The sequence below is a fragment of the Azospirillum sp. genome (genome assembly GCF_050789165.1).
Genome location: NZ_JBOZRT010000058.1, coordinates 43,867 through 61,337, shown reverse-complemented (window position 1 = coordinate 61,337; position 17,471 = coordinate 43,867). Strand labels below are relative to the sequence as shown.

18 protein-coding genes are annotated in these 17,471 nt (G+C 70.1%); 9 read left to right on the top strand and 9 right to left on the bottom strand.

All coding sequences use genetic code 11. From position 1 onward, the window contains the following. Complete coding sequence (dnaQ, locus tag ACRWK7_RS13745; protein WP_431856870.1) at window positions 1-678, top strand: DNA polymerase III subunit epsilon; 678 nt, start codon at window positions 1-3, stop codon at window positions 676-678. Window positions 679-725: 47 nt separating this feature from the next. On the opposite strand, the gene ACRWK7_RS13740 is transcribed toward dnaQ, so the two are convergent. From ACRWK7_RS13740 to ACRWK7_RS13730, 3 genes are read right to left on the bottom strand one after another with little or no spacing between them, the layout of a single operon-like run. Continuing rightward, window positions 726-1,703: a quinone oxidoreductase family protein gene (locus ACRWK7_RS13740; protein WP_431856805.1), complete on the bottom strand. Its 978-nt coding sequence runs from the start codon at window positions 1,701-1,703 to the stop codon at window positions 726-728. 36 nt (window positions 1,704-1,739) lie between these two features. Next, window positions 1,740-2,201 (bottom strand): methylated-DNA--[protein]-cysteine S-methyltransferase, encoded by a 462-nt coding sequence (locus ACRWK7_RS13735; RefSeq protein WP_431856804.1) that lies wholly within the window; start codon window positions 2,199-2,201, stop codon window positions 1,740-1,742. 4 nt (window positions 2,202-2,205) lie between these two features. Further along, a complete protein-coding gene (locus ACRWK7_RS13730; RefSeq protein WP_431856803.1) occupies window positions 2,206-4,215 on the bottom strand; it encodes a thioredoxin domain-containing protein in 2,010 nt (669 codons plus the stop codon). A 109-nt stretch (window positions 4,216-4,324) separates the two neighbouring features. Here ACRWK7_RS13730 and ACRWK7_RS13725 point away from each other — a divergent pair, with 109 nt between their 5' ends. The 8 genes from ACRWK7_RS13725 to ACRWK7_RS13690 all read left to right on the top strand — a co-directional run bounded on the left by ACRWK7_RS13725 (window position 4,325) and on the right by ACRWK7_RS13690 (window position 11,226). Further along, window positions 4,325-4,582: a DUF6489 family protein gene (locus ACRWK7_RS13725; RefSeq protein ID WP_431856802.1), complete on the top strand. Its 258-nt coding sequence runs from the start codon at window positions 4,325-4,327 to the stop codon at window positions 4,580-4,582. Then, window positions 4,579-4,953 (top strand): (2Fe-2S) ferredoxin domain-containing protein, encoded by a 375-nt coding sequence (locus tag ACRWK7_RS13720; RefSeq protein WP_431856801.1) that lies wholly within the window; start codon window positions 4,579-4,581, stop codon window positions 4,951-4,953. The genes ACRWK7_RS13725 and ACRWK7_RS13720 overlap by 4 nt, the downstream gene beginning before the upstream one ends. 1 nt (window position 4,954) lies before the next feature. Beyond that, window positions 4,955-6,274 carry a tRNA uridine-5-carboxymethylaminomethyl(34) synthesis GTPase MnmE gene (gene mnmE / locus ACRWK7_RS13715; RefSeq protein ID WP_431856800.1) on the top strand — a complete coding sequence of 440 codons (1,320 nt, stop codon included), beginning with the start codon at window positions 4,955-4,957 and terminating at the stop codon, window positions 6,272-6,274. A gap of 75 nt (window positions 6,275-6,349) precedes the next feature. Next, window positions 6,350-8,212 (top strand): tRNA uridine-5-carboxymethylaminomethyl(34) synthesis enzyme MnmG, encoded by a 1,863-nt coding sequence (mnmG, locus tag ACRWK7_RS13710; protein WP_431856799.1) that lies wholly within the window; start codon window positions 6,350-6,352, stop codon window positions 8,210-8,212. Window positions 8,213-8,220: 8 nt separating this feature from the next. Then, window positions 8,221-8,826: a 16S rRNA (guanine(527)-N(7))-methyltransferase RsmG gene (gene rsmG, locus ACRWK7_RS13705; RefSeq protein ID WP_431856869.1), complete on the top strand. Its 606-nt coding sequence runs from the start codon at window positions 8,221-8,223 to the stop codon at window positions 8,824-8,826. A 45-nt stretch (window positions 8,827-8,871) separates the two neighbouring features. Beyond that, window positions 8,872-9,666: a ParA family protein gene (locus ACRWK7_RS13700; RefSeq protein ID WP_431856798.1), complete on the top strand. Its 795-nt coding sequence runs from the start codon at window positions 8,872-8,874 to the stop codon at window positions 9,664-9,666. Beyond that, window positions 9,666-10,553: a ParB/RepB/Spo0J family partition protein gene (locus ACRWK7_RS13695; protein ID WP_431856797.1), complete on the top strand. Its 888-nt coding sequence runs from the start codon at window positions 9,666-9,668 to the stop codon at window positions 10,551-10,553. Before ACRWK7_RS13700 ends, ACRWK7_RS13695 begins: the two co-directional genes overlap by 1 nt. 1 nt (window position 10,554) lies before the next feature. After that, window positions 10,555-11,226, top strand: coding sequence for a class I SAM-dependent methyltransferase (locus ACRWK7_RS13690; RefSeq protein ID WP_431856796.1), 672 nt, complete (start codon window positions 10,555-10,557; stop codon window positions 11,224-11,226). On the opposite strand, the gene ACRWK7_RS13685 is transcribed toward ACRWK7_RS13690, so the two are convergent. From ACRWK7_RS13685 to ACRWK7_RS13660, 6 genes are all read right to left on the bottom strand, one after another. Next, the gene (locus ACRWK7_RS13685) at window positions 11,216-12,007 is read right to left on the bottom strand and encodes a DUF3108 domain-containing protein (RefSeq protein WP_431856795.1); all 792 of its coding nucleotides are present in this window, start codon (window positions 12,005-12,007) and stop codon (window positions 11,216-11,218) included. The genes ACRWK7_RS13690 and ACRWK7_RS13685 overlap by 11 nt on opposite strands. 120 nt (window positions 12,008-12,127) lie before the next feature. After that, window positions 12,128-12,415, bottom strand: a complete 288-nt coding sequence (locus ACRWK7_RS13680; protein WP_431856794.1) for a hypothetical protein — start codon at window positions 12,413-12,415, stop codon at window positions 12,128-12,130. A 71-nt stretch (window positions 12,416-12,486) separates the two neighbouring features. Then, window positions 12,487-13,509, bottom strand: coding sequence for a DNA polymerase III subunit delta (gene holA / locus ACRWK7_RS13675; protein ID WP_431856793.1), 1,023 nt, complete (start codon window positions 13,507-13,509; stop codon window positions 12,487-12,489). 218 nt (window positions 13,510-13,727) lie between these two features. Next, window positions 13,728-14,249 carry an LPS assembly lipoprotein LptE gene (gene lptE / locus ACRWK7_RS13670; protein ID WP_431856792.1) on the bottom strand — a complete coding sequence of 174 codons (522 nt, stop codon included), beginning with the start codon at window positions 14,247-14,249 and terminating at the stop codon, window positions 13,728-13,730. Beyond that, window positions 14,236-16,800: a leucine--tRNA ligase gene (leuS, locus tag ACRWK7_RS13665; protein WP_431856791.1), complete on the bottom strand. Its 2,565-nt coding sequence runs from the start codon at window positions 16,798-16,800 to the stop codon at window positions 14,236-14,238. The genes lptE and leuS overlap by 14 nt, the downstream gene beginning before the upstream one ends. Window positions 16,801-16,851: 51 nt before the next feature. Then, window positions 16,852-17,394, bottom strand: coding sequence for a DUF3576 domain-containing protein (locus ACRWK7_RS13660; protein ID WP_431856790.1), 543 nt, complete (start codon window positions 17,392-17,394; stop codon window positions 16,852-16,854). Window positions 17,395-17,471: the final 77 nt, after the last annotated feature.

Sequence of the window (17,471 nt, the reverse complement as noted above, 5' to 3'; positions counted from 1 at the left end):
GTGCGCGAGATCGTCCTCGACACCGAGACCACCGGCTTCAAGCCCGAGGAGGGTCACCGCCTCGTGGAAATCGGCTGCGTCGAGTTGATCAACCACGTGGCCACCGGCGGCAAGTTCCACGTCTACATCAACCCGATGCGCCCGGTCCCGCCCGAGGCCAGCGCCGTGCACGGCCTGACCGACGAGTTCCTGGCCGACAAGCCGCTGTTCACCGAGGTGGTCGGCGAGTTCCTGGAGTTCATCGGCGAGGCGCCGCTGGTCATCCACAATGCGGCGTTCGACATGGCCTTCCTGAACGCCGAGCTGAAATGGGCTGGCTTCCCGGGGCTGAAGAACACGGCGATCGACACGCTGATGATGGTGCGCCAGCGCTTTCCCGGTTCGCCGGCGACGCTGGACGCGCTCTGCAAGCGCTTCAACATCGACAACTCCAGCCGCACCTTCCACGGCGCGCTGCTCGACGCCCAGCTGTTGGGCGAGGTCTATCTGGAGCTGATGGGCGGCCGTCAGGCCGGCTTGGCGCTGGCCGCCGGCCCGGCGTCGAAGAGCGGCGCCCCGGTGATCCGCATCGAGCGACCCTACCGCGAGCCCCGCGTGTTCCAGCCCAGCGAGGCGGAACTGGCGGCGCATGCCGAGATGGTCGGCAAGATCAAGAACGCGATCTGGGCGGAGGAGTAGGGGTTCATAGCCCTCCCCCAGCTCCGCTGGGGGAGGGATCAAAGGGTTTACGGGATCAGCACCGTCGATCCCGTCGTCTGCCGTCCTTCCAGCGCGCGGTGGGCCTGCTCGGCATCCCGCAGCGGGTAGGTCTGCCGTACCTCGATCTTCACCCCACCGGCGTGCACCACCTCGAACAGGTCGGCGGCGCTCGACATCAGGTCGTCGCGCTTGTTAACGTAGGTGAACAGCGTCGGCCGCGTCACGTACAGCGAGCCCTTGGCCGCCAGCACCCCCAGGTCCAGTGGCGCCGGCGGTCCCGAGGCGGCCCCGAACAGAACCATCAGCCCACGCGGCCGCAGGCAGTCCAGACTGCCCATGAACGTCGTCTTGCCGACGCCGTCGTAGACCACCGGAACCCCCTGCCCGCCGGTGATCTCCTTGACCCGCACCGGGAAGTCCTCGCGGCTGTAGACGATGGGGTGGTCGCAGCCGTGCGCGCGGGCCAGCTCAGCCTTCTCGTCGGTGCTGACGGTGCCGATCACCGTGGCGCCCAGATGCTTCGCCCACTGGCACAGGATCAGCCCGACCGCGCCGGCCGCGGCCTGCACCAGGATGGTGTCGCCCGGCTGCACCCGGTAGGTGGAGCGCAGCAGGTACTGCGCCGTCATCCCCTGCAGCATCATGCCGGCGGCCTGCTCCTCGCCGATCCAGCTGGGCAGCGGCACCAGCCGCTCGGCCGATATGACGCGCGCCTGGGTGTAGGCGCCGCCGGCCGTCGGAGCGTAGGCGACGCGGTCGCCCGCCTTCAGCGCGGTGACGTTCGGCCCCACCGCCTCGACCACGCCGGCCGCCGCGGCGCCGATGATGGCCGGCAGCTGCGGCATCTTGTAGGCGCCGGTGCGGTGGTAGGTGTCGATGTAGTTCAGCCCGACCGCGGTCTGGCGCAGCCGGACTTCGCCCGGACCCGGGTCGCCGACCTCCACCTCGTCCCAACGCAGCGCCTCCGGCCCGCCGTACTCGTGGATGCGGATGGCATGGACCATGCGGATTCCCCCTTCTCTCTCGGTCGTTGTTTGGTGTTACGGATGCACCAGGCTCATGCGGCGCTCGTGGCCGAGCAGCCACGCCTTGGTCTCCACCCCGCCAAAGCCGGAGTAGCCGCCCGACGCTCCGCCCCCGCCGACCACGCGGTGGCAGGGGATCAGGATCGGCAGCGGGTTGCGCCCGCACGCCCCGCCGACCGCCCGCGCCGCCGAGCCCAGCTCGCGCGCCATGGCGCCGTAGGTCATGGTCTGGCCGTACGGGATGCGGCACATCAGCTCCCACACCCGCTGCTGGAACGCGGTGCCGGCCGGCCGCATCGGCAGGTCGAAGTCGGCGCGCTTTCCAGCGAAGTAGTCGGCAAGCTGCCGGGCGGCCTCTTCCAGCACCGCATCGCCGCCCTCCCTCGGCCCGTCGCGCCAGTCCAGCGCGGTCAGCGCGCCGTCGGCGCTGGTGATGGTCAACGGCCCGAGCGGGCTGGGAACGGTCAGGCTGGGCATGGGATCAGCGCTCCAGAAGCTGGGCCAGCGCCTGCGGCTCGGTGACCGGCGGCGAGCAGGTCATGCCGGCGCAGACATAGGCGGTGCCGCGATCCCCGACCGCGCCCTTGCCGTGCGCCGGGTGCCCGGCCGGCAGTTCCGCCCCCGGCGGCACCACCGTCAGCACCCGGTTCGGCAGCGAGCGCTCCAACACCACGCGCCGCAGCGCGTGGGTCTCCGCCGGGTCGCCGACCAGCACCACCTGCAGGGGATCGTGCAACAGCTCGGTGTTGTTGAGCAAGGTGGCGAGCGGGAAGAAGTTGCGCGCCACCTCGCCGGAGAAGGCGGTGACCAGCGTCTGGGCGCGCTCCCGGTACGCCTCCTCCCCCGTCGCCAGGTGCAGCCGCGCCAGCACGCCGACCAGCGTGCCGTTGCCGCTGGGCGTGGCGGAATCGTAGGCGGTCTTGCTGCGCAGGATCAGGTCGTCGGCGTCGTCCGCAGTGAAGAAATAGCCGTCGGCCGCGCGGTCCCAATGGTGCTTGTCCACCACCTCCACCCAGGCCCGCGCCTGCGCCAGGGCCTCGGCATCGCCGGTCGCCTCGTGCAGCGCCAGGGCGGCCCGCGCCATGTTGGCGTAGTCGTCCAGCGTGGCGGCGTGCTTCAGCCGGCCGGCGCGGAAGCTGTGCCCCAGCCTCCCATCCACGCTCATGCGCTCGCGCACGAAGGCAAAGGCGCGCTGCGCGGCGGCGATCCAGGCCGGCTCCTCGAACACGCTGCCGGCGTTGGCCAGCGCCGCGATCATCAAGCCATTCCAGTCCGCCAGGACCTTGTCGTCCCAGCCCGGCCGCACCCGGCCCTTGCGGGCCTCGAACAGCACATGGCGCAGCCGCGCCAGCTCGGTCTCGGTCTCCAGGTCGGCGGCCTCGATCGCGTGCAGGCGGTTGAGGATCGTTGCGCCCTCGAAGTTGCCGCGCGCCGTCACGCCGTACCAGTTCTTGAACAGCGCGGCGTCGGCGCCCAGCAGGTCGTCGATCTCCGCCGCGTGCCAGACGTAGAACTTGCCCTCCTCGCCCTCGCTGTCGGCGTCGAGCGTGCTGGCGAAGCCGCCGCCCTCCGCCACCATCTCCCGCAGCACCCAGGCAACGGTCTCGCGCACCCGGGCGGCGAACAGCGGCTCGCGCGTCTCCTGCCAGGCCAGCGTCAGCAGGTCGATCAGCTGGGCGTTGTCGTAGAGCATCTTTTCGAAGTGCGGCACCAGCCACGCTTCGTCCACCGAGTAGCGGGCGAAGCCGCCGCCCAGATGGTCGTAGATGCCGCCCTGGCTCATGTGCGCCAGCGTGGTCATCACCGCCTCGCGGTAGGGCGGGCGGCCGGTGCGCTTCCAGGCGCGCCACAGCAGCTCGAAGATCGACACCTGCGGGAACTTCGGCGCGCCGCCGAAGCCGCCATGCGCCGGGTCGATCTCGCGCACCAGCCGCTCGGCGATCTGGTCGAGGAGCGCCGGCTCGATCCCCTCCCCCGGCCGGTTCTGGCCGAGCTGGGCGAGCGCGTCCTTCAGCGCCGCGACGTTGCCCTGCACCTTCGCCGGGTCGCGGCGGTAGACGTTTTCCACCCCGCGCAGCACCTCCTCGAACCCCGGCCGGCCGTAGCGCGCGGTGGGCGGGAAGTAGGTGCCGCCCCAGAACGGCTCGCCGCCGGGCGTCAGGAACATGGTCAGCGGCCAGCCGCCCTGCTGGCCCAGCAGCGCCAGCGCGTTCTGGTAGATGTGGTCGACGTCCGGCCGCTCCTCCCGGTCGACCTTCACGTTGACGAACAGCTCGTTCATCACCGCGGCGATGGCCGGGTTCTCGAAGCTCTCGTGCGCCATCACGTGGCACCAGTGGCAGGCGGCGTAGCCGACCGACAGCAGGATCGGCTTGTCCTCCGCGTGCGCGCGGGCGAAGGCGTCCGGCCCCCACGCCATCCAGTGGACGGGGTTGTCCTTGTGCTGCAGCAGGTACGGGCTGGTCTCGCGGCCCAGCAGATTGGCGGACATCGTGCGTCTTCCGGTCTTGTTCCAGCACTAAGGATGGCACGGGCGTGGCGTTGCGCCAGGGCTTCCTATCTGTATAGTGGGACATGACCCAGGAAAGAGGACGGAGTCGATGAAGATCACCATCGATGTGGACTGCACGCCCGAGGAGGCGCGGACCTTCCTGGGCCTGCCGGACGTGAAGCCCATGCAGGAAGTGCTGATGCGCGAGGTGCAGGACCGCACGCTCGCCGGGCTGAACGCCATGGACCCGGAAACCGCGCTGAAGACGTGGCTGCCCGCGGGCATCCAGGGCTTCGAGCAGATGCAGAAGATTTTCTGGACGCAGATGGCTTCGGCCATGGGCGCCGGAGGAGACGGAAAGAAGTGACCGATCAAGTCGTAAAGGATCCTGGGCCCTATTTCGAAGCCCACGTTTTCGCCTGCACCAACCGCCGCCCCGACGGTCACAAGCGCGGCAGCTGCGCCGAGCGGGGATCCGAAAAACTCCGCGAGTACATGAAGGCCCGCTCCAAGGAGCTGGGGCTGGAGCCGCGCATCCGCATCAACTCCGCCGGCTGCCTGGACCGCTGCGAGTTGGGACCGACCCTGGTCATCTACCCCGAGGGCGTGTGGTACACGATCCACTCCCCGGCCGACATCGACGAGATCCTGCAGACCCACCTCGTGGAAGGCCGCCGGGTCGAGCGCCTGATGCTCCAGCCGGACCAGAAGGAGCTGCGGCCCGAGCAGCGGGGCTGAGGTGTCCACGACGATCTTCGCTCTCGCCACCGCCCCCGGCCGCGCCGGTGTGGCGGTGGTTCGCGTTTCGGGGCCGGAAACGGCGTCGGCGCTCAAGGCGCTGGCCGGAAACGATCTCCCCCGGCCGCGCTTTGCGGGCCTGCGCACCCTGCGCGACCCGTGCACCGGGGAGGCGCTGGACGACGCCCTGGTGCTGTGGTTCCCCGCCCCGCGCAGCTTCACCGGCGAGGACGTCGGGGAGCTGCACCTGCACGGCGGCCGCGCCGTTGTGGCCGGGGTAATCGAGGCGCTGGGTGCCCTGCCCGGCCTGCGCGTCGCCGAACCCGGCGAGTTCACCCGCCGCGCCTTCGAGAACGGCAAGCTCGACCTCACCGCGGCCGAGGGCCTTGCCGATCTGGTGGACGCCGAGACCAGCGCGCAGCGCCGCCAAGCGCTCCGCCAGATGGAAGGCGCGCTCGGCCGGCTCTACGAGGGCTGGCGGGACCGCCTCACCCGGTCGCTGGCCCACATCGAGGCCGACATCGATTTCCCCGACGAGGACCTGCCGAGCGGCGTGGCCGACGCCGTGCGCCCGGTGCTGGAGACCCTGGTCACCGAGATCGACGCCCACCTCGCCGATGGCCGCCGCGGCGAGCGCCTGCGCGAGGGGCTGCACATCGCCATCGTCGGCGCGCCGAACGCCGGCAAGTCGAGCCTGCTGAACGCGCTCGCCCGTCGCGACGCCGCCATCGTCTCGGCCCGCGCCGGCACCACCCGCGACGTGATCGAAGTGCATCTCGACGTCGGCGGCTTCCCGGTGGTGCTCGCCGACACCGCCGGCCTGCGCGAGGCCGGTGACGAGATCGAAGAGGAAGGCATTCGCCGCGCCCTCGATCGCGCCGCCAAGGCCGACGTCAAGATCGCGGTGTTCGACGCGACGGCCCCCCTCGACGCCGCGACCCGTGCGCTGATCGACGCCGACACGGTGGTGGTGCTGAACAAGACAGACCTTGCCCCGGCTGTCACGGATGTGGATGGCAAGGCAGCCCTGCCGGTGTCCGCCCGCACTGGGGCGGGCCTGCACCAGTTGGAAGAGCGTTTGGCGGCGTTTAGCGCCGACCGCCTGGCGGGCAGCGGCGCCCCCGCCCTGACGCGTGCCCGGCACCGGGCTGCGCTTGAGGAGTGCCAAGGCGCCCTCGCCCGCGCGCTGACCGCGCCGCTGCCGGAACTCGCGGCGGAGGACGTGCGGCTGGCCAGCCGGGCGCTCGGCCGCATCACCGGGCGGGTCGACGTGGAGGATCTGCTGGACGTGATCTTCCGCGACTTCTGCATCGGCAAGTGATGTTTCACGTGAAACACTGACAGCGGGCGTGCCGGGGCTTTACCTCCTCCCCCCACTTCCCCTATGTTCCCGCCCATGCGGACATTCGATGTCATAGTTGTCGGCGGCGGCCACGCGGGCTGCGAAGCCGCGGCGGCGGCGCGCATGGGTGCGCGCACGCTGCTGCTCACCCACAAGGTCGAAACCATCGGCGAGATGTCGTGCAACCCGGCCATCGGCGGGTTGGCGAAGGGGCACCTCGTGCGCGAGATCGACGCGCTCGACGGCGTCATGGCGCGTGCCATCGACGCGGGCGGCATTCAGTTCCGCATCCTGAACCGCTCCAAGGGTCCGGCGGTCCGCGGTCCGCGCGCCCAGGCCGACCGCAAGCTGTACCGGCAGGCCATGCAGGCGATCCTCGCCGCGCAGGAGAACCTGACCATCGAGGCCGGCGGTGCCGAGGACCTTACGGTCGACTCCGACCAGCGCGTCACCGGCGTGGTGACCGGCGGTGGCGAGACGATCCGCGCCGGTGCGGTGGTGCTGACCACCGGTACCTTCCTGCGCGGCCTGATCCACATCGGCGAGGAGACCATCCCGGCCGGCCGCGTCGGCGAGGCGCCAGCGCTGGGGCTGTCCGATACGCTGGCCAAGCTCGGCTTCCCGCTCGGCCGGTTGAAGACCGGAACGCCGCCGCGGCTCGACGGCAAGACCATCGACTGGGCCGCGCTGGAGAAGCAGCCGGGCGACGTCCCGCCCCCGCCCTTCTCCTATCTGACGGACCGCATCGACACCCCGCAGGTCGACTGCGCCATCACCTGGACAACGCCGGAAGCGCATGACCTCATCCGCGCCAACCTGCACCGGGCGCCGATGTACTCCGGCCAGATCCAGAGCACGGGGCCGCGCTACTGCCCGTCCATCGAGGACAAGGTGGTGCGCTTCGCCGACAAGGAGCGGCATCAGATCTTCCTGGAACCGGAAGGGCTGGACGACGACACCGTTTATCCGAACGGCATCTCCACCTCCCTGCCCCGCGATGTGCAGCTCGGCATCCTGACGAGCATGCCCGGTCTGGAACGCGCGGTGATGCTGCGCCCCGGCTACGCCATCGAGTACGACTTCGTCGACCCGCGCGAGCTGAAGCCGACGCTGGAGACCAAGCGCGCGCCCGGCCTGTTCTTCGCCGGCCAGATCAACGGCACCACCGGGTACGAGGAAGCGGCGGCCCAGGGCCTGATGGCCGGCATCAACGCGGCGCTGGCGACAGGCGGCTCCGAGGAGACGTTCGTGCTGGACCGTGCCGACGCCTACATCGGCGTGCTGATCGACGACCTGATCACCCGCGGCACCAACGAGCCTTACCGCATGTTCACCTCGCGCGCCGAGTACCGGCTGCTGCTGCGCGCCGACAACGCCGACCAGCGGCTGACGCCGAAGGGCTTGGCCATTGGGTGCGTCGCCTCGGCCCGGCGCGACGCGTTCGGCGCCAAGGAGACGGCGCTCACCGCTGGGCGAACGCTCGTGCGCTCGCTGCAGGCGACGCCGGCGGAGCTGGTGCGGCTGGGCATCGCGGTGAACCAGGATGGCGTGCGCCGCTCCGCCGCCGACTTGCTGCGTTACCCGGACATCGATCTGTCGGTGCTGACGCGCGTGTGGCCGGAGCTTGGCGAGATCCCCGCCGACGTCGGCGAGCAGCTGGAGATCGACGGCAAGTACGCCGGCTATCTCGACCGCCAGGAGGCCGACATCCGCGCGTTCCGCAAGGACGAGTCGCTCGCCCTGCCCCACGATCTGGACGTGGACGCGGTGGGCAGCCTGTCCACCGAGATCCGCACCAAGCTTCGGCAGGTTCGCCCGGCCACGCTGGGCGCGGCGGCCCGCATCCCCGGCATGACTCCCTCGGCGCTGGTGGCGCTGCTGCGGCACGTGAAGCGCCGCGACGTGAAGGTGGCGTGATGGCGCGGCTGGGTGCGGAGGGCTTCCGGAAGGCCACCGGTGTTTCACGTGAAACACTGGAGCGTCTGACGGTGTACGAGGCGCTGCTGCGCAAATGGCAGAAGACGATCAACCTCGTGGGGCCGAAGACGCTGGACGACGCGTGGAACCGGCACTTCCTCGACTCGGCACAACTCCACCCGCTGCTGCCCGAGTCGACCCGGGTGCTGGTCGATCTCGGCAGCGGCGCCGGCTTTCCCGGCCTGGTGCTGGCGATCCTGGGCGTGCCGGAGGTTCACCTGATCGAGAGCGACGTGCGCAAGGGCGCGTTCCTGCGCGAGGCGGCCCGCGCCACCGGCGCCCCGGTGACCGTGCATTCCAAACGGATCGAGGCGGTTCAGGGCCTCCAGGCCGACGCGCTGACCGCCCGCGCGCTGGCGCCGCTCGCGGACCTGCTGGACTGGGGCGCCCGCTTCCTCACCGCGGATGGTGTGGCCCTGTTCCTCAAAGGCCAAAATGTGGAGGACGAATTGACGGACTCCACCAAATATTGGAAGATGCGCACCGAACGCTTCGACAGCGTCACCGACCCTTCCGGCTCCATCCTGCGCTTGAGTGGCATCGTCCGTGTCTAAGTCCACGATCCACCCTTTCCCCGCAAACAGGCTCACGAGGCTGTAATGACCCCCCGGGATTCTGGCGCGCGCGTCATCGCCATCGCCAACCAGAAGGGAGGCGTCGGCAAGACGACGACCGCCATCAATCTGGCCACGGCGCTCGCCGCCATCGGCAAGCGCGTCCTGGTGATCGACCTCGATCCCCAGGGCAACGCGTCGACCGGCCTCGGCATTCCGCGCGCCAAGCGCAGCGTCGGCATCTACGACGTGCTGTTCGACGGCGTGGCGCTGGACAAGGCGGCCATCGAATCGAACGTGCCAAACCTGTGGATCATCACCTCCTCGGTCGAGCTGTCGGGCGCGGAGATCGAGCTGGTCGGCGCCACGCAGCGCGAGTTCCGCCTGCGCGAGGCGGTGGCCGCCAGCGCGCTGGACTACGACTTCGTGCTGATCGACTGCCCGCCAGCGCTCGGCCTGCTGACGCTGAACGCGCTGGTCGCGTCGAACGCCGTCATGGTGCCGCTGCAGTGCGAGTTCTACGCGCTGGAGGGCCTCAGCCACCTCGTGCGCACCATCGAGCGGGTGAAGCGCACCTTCAACCCGAACCTGGACATCCACGGCGTCGTGCTGACCATGTTCGACAAGCGCAACAACCTCTCCGACATGGTCGCCGCCGACGTGCGCGGCTTCTTCGGCGAGAAGGTCTTCGAGACGGTGATCCCGCGCAACGTCAAGGTCTCCGAGGCGCCGTCGCACGGCAAGCCGGTGCTGATCTACGACATGCGCTGCCCCGGCGCCCAGGCCTACATCAACCTGGCCGGCGAAGTGCTGCGCCGCGAGAAGAGGCTCGCCGCCTGATGTCCGAAGGCAAGCGCAGCAGCCTGGGCCGCGGCCTCTCCGCCCTGTTCGGCGAGGACACCGACGACTACGCCGCCGTCGATAAGGTGCGGCTGTCCAAGATGGTGCCCATCGAGTACCTGCAGCCCGGCCGCTACCAGCCGCGCCGCCGCTTCGACGAGGAGGCGATCAAGGGCCTCGTCGAGTCGGTGCGCGAGAAGGGCGTCCTGCAGCCGCTGCTGGTCCGCCGGGTGCCGAACGGCGCGGTGAACCAGTTCGAGATCATCGCCGGTGAGCGCCGTTGGCGCGCCGCGCAGCTGGCCGGCGTGCCCGAAGTGCCGGTGGTCGTGCGCGAGCTGGATGACCGCGAGGCGCTGGAGATCGCGCTGATCGAGAACATCCAGCGCGCCGATCTGACGCCGCTGGAAGAGGCGGAGGGCTACCGCCGCCTGATGGACGAGTTCGAGCACACCCAGGAAGACCTCGCCAAGGTCATCGGCAAGAGCCGCAGCCACGTCGCCAACATGCTGCGCCTGCTGGCCCTGCCCGACCCGGTCAAGGGCATGGTCAACGACGGCCGGCTGACCGCCGGCCACGCCCGCGCGCTGCTGACCGTCGACAACCCTGAACTGGTGGCGCACGAGGTCATCAAGCGCGGCCTCAACGTCCGCCAGACCGAGGACCTCGTGCGCAAGGACGAGGCGCCGGCCAAGGGCGGCGGCGGTGGCAAGCGCGGTGACGGGCCGGCCAAGGACATCGACCTCCAGAACCTGGAGGACGAGATCTCCGCCACCATCGGGCTGAAGGTCGAGATCACGCCGCAGGGCAAGCGCGGCATGGTCACCATCCACTACCAGACGCTCGACCAGCTCGACGACGTGCTGCGGCGGCTCGGCCGCGGCGAATGACGTGAGCGCCGAGGCGGTTCACGCCGGTCAGGCGGTCTACAGCGGCCTGGTGCTGCGGCTGCTGTACGACGGCGTGGTGTTGGGCGTCTCCAACCCGCTGATCTGGAAGTGTCCGACGGCGCGGCTGCTGGCGCATTACGACGCCAACGTCTCGGCGAACCACCTGGACGTCGGGGTCGGGACGGGGTGGTTTCTCGACCATTGCCGCTTCCCCTCGCCCCAATCTTCCTTCAAGGGCCCGCGGCTGGCGCTGATGGACCTCAACCCGAACTGCCTGGAGCATGCGGCGGGCCGCGTCGCGCGCCACGCGCCGGAGACCCACCGGCGCAACGTTCTGGAGCCGATCCCGTTCGACGGGCCGCGCTTCGACTCGGTGGGGCTGTGCTACCTGCTGCACTGCCTGCCCGGCGCGATGGCGGAGAAGGCGGTGGTGTTCGACCATCTGCGGCCGCTGATGAACGACGGCGCGGTGCTGTTCGGGGCAACGCTGGTGCAGGGATCGGCGCCGCGCTCCGCCATGGCGCGGCGGCTGATGGCCGCTTACAACCGCAAGGGCATCTTCTGCAACCAGGACGATACGGTCGAGGCGCTGGACGCGGGGCTGGCGGCGCGGTTCGCCGCGCACGCGGTCGAACTGGTGGGCTGCGCGGCGCTGTTCCGGGCTACGGTGTGACCGTGAAGCCGGTGGTGTGAACGAAGAAGCTGCCGAAGTCCGTCTCCACCTCCACCTGGATCGGGATGGTTCGGCCATTGACCGGCAGGAACCACAGGGTGGCGGAGCGCTCCTGCCCCTCCACGAAGAAGCGGTTCGGGCGATCCTTGTCGGTCTGGAAGCCGGCGACCGGCTTGAGCGACACGATGCAGCGCTTCGCCAACCCCGAGGCCATGCGGCGTTTGGAAGGCTCCAGCATCTCGGTGCCGGCGGGCTTCGCGGTGATGTCGTAGCGGCGGCGCCCATCATAGACCGGGTAAGTGCCGGTGCAGGCGGCCGGACCGCCCGCGGTGACCACCACGCCGATGCCGGCGCTGAGTGGGTCGACGCTGCCGCGGCGGATGGATTCGGGCACCAGGGAGGCCTTTTCCGGGTTCATCGGCGGTTCGGTGTGCACCGACACGCCGCCGCCGGCGTAGTTCAGCGCCGTCACCTCGCGCTTCGAGCGCAGGTTGCGCTCGCCGCGGAAGCGCAGGGGCGCGACGGATGGGTTGGACACCGTGCCGGCGGCCTCGGCGTCGTAGCGGAAGCGGGTGAGCATGTTGAACCAGGAGGCGTTGGCCGACTCCAACCGGGCGTCGTACCGCTTGCTGCCGTCGATCGCCAGCCGCAGCCCGCCGGTGGCCAGCGGCAGGCCGCCGCCATAGGCCTCGAACTTGAGTTCCCACGTCTCGGCGTGCGCCGCCAGCGGCAGCGCCAGACCAGCCAGAAGCACCAACACCGCGCGCCCGATCCTCGGCATCCGATCGCCATTCCCTTCCGGCGGACCCAGGCCATGAGGATCAATCAAGTCGGGCGCCGTGCCAAGGCCCCGTTTGGGTGGGGCAGGACCGCCGGCCGTGGGGGACGGCGGTCCCCTGCCCTATTTCTTCTTGCCGTTCGGCTGCTGGTCGGCCGGCTGCTCGCCGGGCTGGTTGTTCGGCGCCTGGGCCTGCTGCTTGGCGGCTTCCTTGTCCTTCTTGTTGGCCTCGTGCCGGCCGACCGCGCAGCCGACCGCCGCGCCGGCCACGCCGTGGCCGGAGCCGACCTCGTGGCCGGCGACACCGCCGACCGCCGCTCCCTTGGCGCACCCTTTCGCGTCGGCCGGCGGCGACAGCGCAGCCAAGCCGAGCGCGACGGCCGCTGCGGCCGTCATCGTCAGGATCCTCATGACTCTGTCCTCGGTGGGAAAAACCTCTCCCGTTCAACAGGAGCGGTCCATGGGCGTTCCGCCGGGCTGCCCTACCGGCGGGCCAGCGACGCCAGCTGGAAGAGCACGCGGGCGCAGATCGTCTGGTCGGGCATGTTGGTGCGCTTGCAGTCGGCCTCGGCGTCGACCAGACGCTCCAGCGCGGCGCGCACCAGGTTGGGCGTCCAGCGCCGCGCCTGATTGACCAGACGCGGGCGCAGCTTGAAGAACACCGGCGGGCGCACTGAGTCGACCGCCGTCTCGGGCGACTTGCCGGCCGCGACCTGCGAGCCGATCAGATGCAGGCGCTGGAAATGCCGTTGGGTGGCGCGCAGGATCGGCACCGGGCTCATGCCCTCGGCGAACAGGCGGGCCAGCGCGCGGTCGAGCGCGGCGAAGTCGCCGTCGGCGGCGGCCCACACCGGCTCGTCCATGTCGAGCGCGGCGGAATCGCCGATGCAGGCCTGGGCGTGCTCCAGCGTCACGCGCTTGTCGGCACCCATGTAGACGGCCAGCTTCTCGATCTCGCCACGGGCGACGAGCCGATCGCCGACGAGGTTGCCGGCCAGGAAGCTCAGCGCGTCGACGTCGGCCGAGAGGCCCTGGGCGGACAGCAGGTCGGCGATGACGCGGCCGAGCGACGCCTCCTCCTCCACGTAGCAGGGGATGGCGGCGCCGGCCTCGGTGCCTTCGAACAGGGCGCGCAGGCGCGAACGGTTGGACAGGTCGCCGGCTTCGACGACCACCAGGCTGTCGCCGGGCGGCGGGTCCTTGAGGAAGGCGGTGAAGGCGGTGGTGGTCACGTCCTCGGCGTCGCGCACGCGGATCAGGCGGCGGCCGCCGGTCAACGCCATCGCCGCGGCCTCGTCGGCCAGCCGGGCGGGGTCGTCGACCAGCGCCCGGCCGAGGAAGTCGGCGACGCGGAACGGGTCGTTGAGATCGGGGCAGACCGTCTTGCCGAGCGTGTCGGCGCGGTCGCGCACCAGACCGGCGTCGGGGCCGTACAGAAGCACGGCCCGAACCTTCGGGTCGGGGTGCTTCAGGAACGAGTCGATGGCCTTGCCTTGGAGCTTCATGGGGCGGGGCGCCTGCTGGAAGTGCCGACGGTCGCGACCGAGGCAACATCGACACGGATTACACGGATTGGCGGCACGGATTGCACGGAATGTTTCGGGCCTGCGGCGGTCTGCGGACCATCGCCGGGCACGGACCAGGAGATCCGTGGAATCCGTGCCCCAATCCGTGCAATCCGTGGGAACGCCTGCCCCCCGACGCCACGGCCCGCGGAAAAGCGTTACTGTCCCTTCGCCAGATACATGGCCACGCGGGCGGTGATCTCGTCGGAGATCTCGGCCAGACCGCGGTTGTAGGCGTGGTCGAGCGTCACCAGACCGGCGTAGCGCTCCTCCAGCACGTTGTACGGCACGAAGGAGCGGCTGGTGCCTTCGAAGAGCGTGCGGCCGGTGCTGTTCTCGATCAGGCGGAACGGCACGTTCAGCAGCAGCTGCGCGCGCTCGGCCGAGGCGTCCTGGCGCAGCGCCAGCTTCTGCTCGGTCGCGACGATGCGCGTGTCCAGACGGTACGGCGTCTGAACGCCGCGGTCGTTGTGGTGGAAGCGGTCGATCAGCAGGTTGCGCAGGATCTGCCCCGGGCGGTCCGGGATGTTGGAGATCGCCACCATTTCCAGCTTGTCGGCGGCACCGCCGCCGGCGACGCCCTGGTCGCCGTACAGCGGGCGGAAGCCGCAGGCGGACAGCAGCGCCAGACATCCCAGCGCCGCGCCCGTCCGCAGCAGGTTCCGCTTAGACGACGACATTGATCACCCGATTCGGAACGACGATGACCTTGCGCACCGGCTTGCCCTCCAGCGCCTTCTGGACGTTGGCGTCGGCCAGCGCCCGCTTCTCCGCCTCGTCCTTGGCGATGTCGCGCGGCAGCTCCAGCGTGGCGCGCAGCTTGCCGTTCACCTGCACCGCCATAGTCACCACGTCGTCGGTGGCAAGCGTGGCGTCGGCCTCCGGCCAGGGCTGCTCGACCAGCGGCGTGGCGTGACCCAGGTGCGCCCACAGCTCCTCGGCGAGGTGCGGCATCATCGGGGCGACCATGCGCACCAGCGCCTCGTACCCTTCGCGCAGCACCCAGGCCTCGCCGGCGCCCTTGCCGTCCAGCTCGGCCAGCGCGTTGGACAGCTCGCGCACGCGGGCGACCGCCTTGTTGAAGCGGAACTTGTCGAGGTCCTCGCCGACGCCGGCGATCGTCTTGTGGATCAGCCGGCGGGCGGCCAGCGCCTTGTCCGACAGCTCGGCCGGGGCCGGCGAGCCGGCGGCCGGCAGCGCCGCCGGCGCCTCGGTGATCATGCGCCACAGGCGGTTGATGTAGCGCCACGCGCCGTCGATGCCGGCCTCGGTCCACTCCAGGTCGCGCTCGGGCGGGCTGTCGGACAGCATGAACAGGCGGGCGGCGTCGGCGCCGTAGGTGTCGATGATGTTCGCCGGGTCGACGACGTTCTTCTTCGACTTCGACATCTTCTCGACGCGGCCGACCGTCACCGGGCCGCCGTCGGCGGCGACCAAGTCACCCTTGTCGTCCCTGACGATGTCGGCCGGCGACAGCCAAGCGCCGTTGGCGTCCTTGTAGGTCTCGTGGTTGACCATGCCCTGGGTGAACAGGCCGGCGAACGGCTCCGCCACGTCCAGGTAGCCGCACTGGGTCAGCGCCCGCGTCCAGAAGCGCGAGTAGAGCAGGTGCAGCACCGCGTGCTCGATGCCGCCGATGTACTGGTCCACCGGCAGCCAGTAGTCGACCGCCTTGCGCTCGAACGCCTCCGTCGCGGTGTGCGGCGAGCAGAAGCGGGCGAAGTACCAGCTCGACTCGATGAAGGTGTCGAAGGTGTCGGTCTCGCGCAGCGCCGGCTTGCCGCAGGTCGGGCAGGTCGTGTGCTTCCAGGTCGGGTGGTGGTCCAGCGGGTTGCCGGGCTTGTCGAAGGTGACGTCCTCCGGCAGCACGACCGGCAGCTGGTCGTCCGGCACCGGCACGATGCCGTGCTCGGGGCAGTGGATGACCGGGATCGGGCAGCCCCAGTAGCGCTGGCGCGACACGCCCCAGTCGCGCAGGCGGTACTGCGTGGTGCGCTCGCCCTGCCCTGCCGACTCCATGCGCTTGCCGACCTCCTGCTTGGCCGACTCGACGTCGAGGCCGTCCAGGAAGCGGGAGTTCTTCAGCACGCCGGGGCCGGTGTAGGCCTCGGTGCCCACGTCGAAGGCCGCGGGATCGACGTCGGCGGGGATGACCACCGGCGTGACCGGCAGATCGTACTTGCGGGCGAAGTCGAGGTCGCGCTGGTCGTGCGCCGGGCAGCCGAAGATGGCGCCGGTGCCGTACTCCATCAGCACGAAGTTCGCGACGTAGACCGGCAGCGTCCAGTTCGAGTCGAAGGGGTGGACGACGCGCAGCCCGGTGTCGAAGCCCTTCTTCTCCGCCGTCTCGATCGCCTCCTCGCTGGTGCCCAGGCGGTTGCACTCGGCGATGAACTCGGCGAGCGCCGGGTTGTTCACGGCGAGTTCCGAGGCCAGCGGGTGGTTGGCGGAGATGGCGGCGAAGGAGGCGCCGAACAGCGTGTCCGGACGGGTGGTGAAGACCTCCAGCTTGTCGTCGCGCCCCTGGATGTCGAAGCGGAAGCGCACGCCGGTCGACTTGCCGATCCAGTTCTCCTGCATCAGGCGCACGCGCTCGGGCCAGCGGTCCAGCGACTCGAGGCCCTTCAGCAGCTCCTCGGCGTAGGCGGTGATCTTGAGGAACCACTGCGACAGCTTGCGCTTCTCGACCAGTGCGCCGGTGCGCCAGCCGCGGCCGTCGATCACCTGCTCGTTGGCCAGCACGGTGTTGTCGACCGGGTCCCAGTTGACCCACGACTCCTTGCGGTAGGCGAGGCCCGCCTTCATGAAGTCGAGGAACATCTTCTGCTCGTGGCGATAGTACTCCACGTCGCAGGTGGCGACCTCACGGCTCCAGTCGATGGACAGGCCCATGGTCTTCAGCTGGCCGCGCATGGTGGCGATGTTCTCGCGCGTCCACTTCGCGGGGTGGGTCTTCTTCTCCAGCGCGGCGTTCTCGGCCGGCAGGCCGAAGGCGTCCCAGCCCATCGGGTGCAGGACGTTGAAGCCCTTGGCGCGCTTGAAGCGCGCGATCACGTCGCCGATCGTGTAGTTGCGCACGTGGCCCATGTGGATGCGCCCCGAGGGATAGGGGAACATCTCCAGCACGTAGTACTTGGGCCGGCCGGCGTCCTCGGCCGCGGTGAAGCAGGACCGCCGCTCCCACTCAGCCTGCCACTTGGCCTCGGTCTCTTTTACGTTGTAGCGCGACATGAAAAAGGCTGTCCGTTCGGGTCTGGGTGCTGGATCGGGTGCCTGGAGGCCTTACTTGGCGGCCTGCTGGGCGACGCGGAGCTGGCGGGCGCGGGTCAGGATCGCGTCCTCGAGCTGGCCGGCGGTCTCCTGCGAGACGGCGGTGTCGCGCCAGTCGCTGCCGGCGCGCGCCTGCTTGAACACCGACACGCGCACGCCGTCGGCGCGCAGCTGGCGGTCGAGGATGTAGAGGTTGACCTTGAAGCGCTCGTTCGGCGCGTCCGGCGGGGTGTACCAGTCGGTCAGGATCACGCCGCCGAACGGATCGGCCGAGGCGATCGGCAGGAAGGACAGCGTGTCCAGCGAGGCGCGCCACAGATAGCTGTTGACGCCCAGCCCGTTGGGGTCGCCGGCGTCGGCCGCGCCCTTGCGCTTGTTGCCGCCGAACAGGTTGAGGCCACCGTCGGTGCCGAGCAGGCTGCCGAACTTGTACTCGTCCTTCCGCAGCTGATCCATCGTGGTGTTGTCGTTCTGGCCGCCCCAGCTGGAGCAGCCGGCCAGAACCAGCGAGCCGAGGACGAGAGGAGCGGCAATGGCGATACGGATACGGCGCATGGCGGAGCTTTACATCACGGCAGTGGGGGCGCGCGCCAAAAGGGCGCGGCGGACGCCGCTGAAAAGACCATAAAACC

Bases quoted from the DNA above. Each gene is read 5' to 3' on its own strand.
- ACRWK7_RS13740 (WP_431856805.1), bottom strand. From the start codon at position 1,703: ATGGTCCATGCCATCCGCATCCACGAGTACGGCGGGCCGGAGGCGCTG.
- ACRWK7_RS13735 (WP_431856804.1), bottom strand. From the start codon at position 2,201: ATGCCCAGCCTGACCGTTCCCAGCCCGCTCGGGCCGTTGACCATCACC.
- ACRWK7_RS13730 (WP_431856803.1), bottom strand. From the start codon at position 4,215: ATGTCCGCCAATCTGCTGGGCCGCGAGACCAGCCCGTACCTGCTGCAG.
- ACRWK7_RS13725 (WP_431856802.1), top strand. From the start codon at position 4,325: ATGAAGATCACCATCGATGTGGACTGCACGCCCGAGGAGGCGCGGACC.
- mnmG (WP_431856799.1), top strand. From the start codon at position 6,350: ATGCGGACATTCGATGTCATAGTTGTCGGCGGCGGCCACGCGGGCTGC.
- ACRWK7_RS13700 (WP_431856798.1), top strand. From the start codon at position 8,872: ATGACCCCCCGGGATTCTGGCGCGCGCGTCATCGCCATCGCCAACCAG.
- ACRWK7_RS13695 (WP_431856797.1), top strand. From the start codon at position 9,666: ATGTCCGAAGGCAAGCGCAGCAGCCTGGGCCGCGGCCTCTCCGCCCTG.
- ACRWK7_RS13685 (WP_431856795.1), bottom strand. From the start codon at position 12,007: ATGCCGAGGATCGGGCGCGCGGTGTTGGTGCTTCTGGCTGGTCTGGCG.
- ACRWK7_RS13680 (WP_431856794.1), bottom strand. From the start codon at position 12,415: ATGAGGATCCTGACGATGACGGCCGCAGCGGCCGTCGCGCTCGGCTTG.
- holA (WP_431856793.1), bottom strand. From the start codon at position 13,509: ATGAAGCTCCAAGGCAAGGCCATCGACTCGTTCCTGAAGCACCCCGAC.
- lptE (WP_431856792.1), bottom strand. From the start codon at position 14,249: ATGTCGTCGTCTAAGCGGAACCTGCTGCGGACGGGCGCGGCGCTGGGA.
- leuS (WP_431856791.1), bottom strand. From the start codon at position 16,800: ATGTCGCGCTACAACGTAAAAGAGACCGAGGCCAAGTGGCAGGCTGAG.
- ACRWK7_RS13660 (WP_431856790.1), bottom strand. From the start codon at position 17,394: ATGCGCCGTATCCGTATCGCCATTGCCGCTCCTCTCGTCCTCGGCTCG.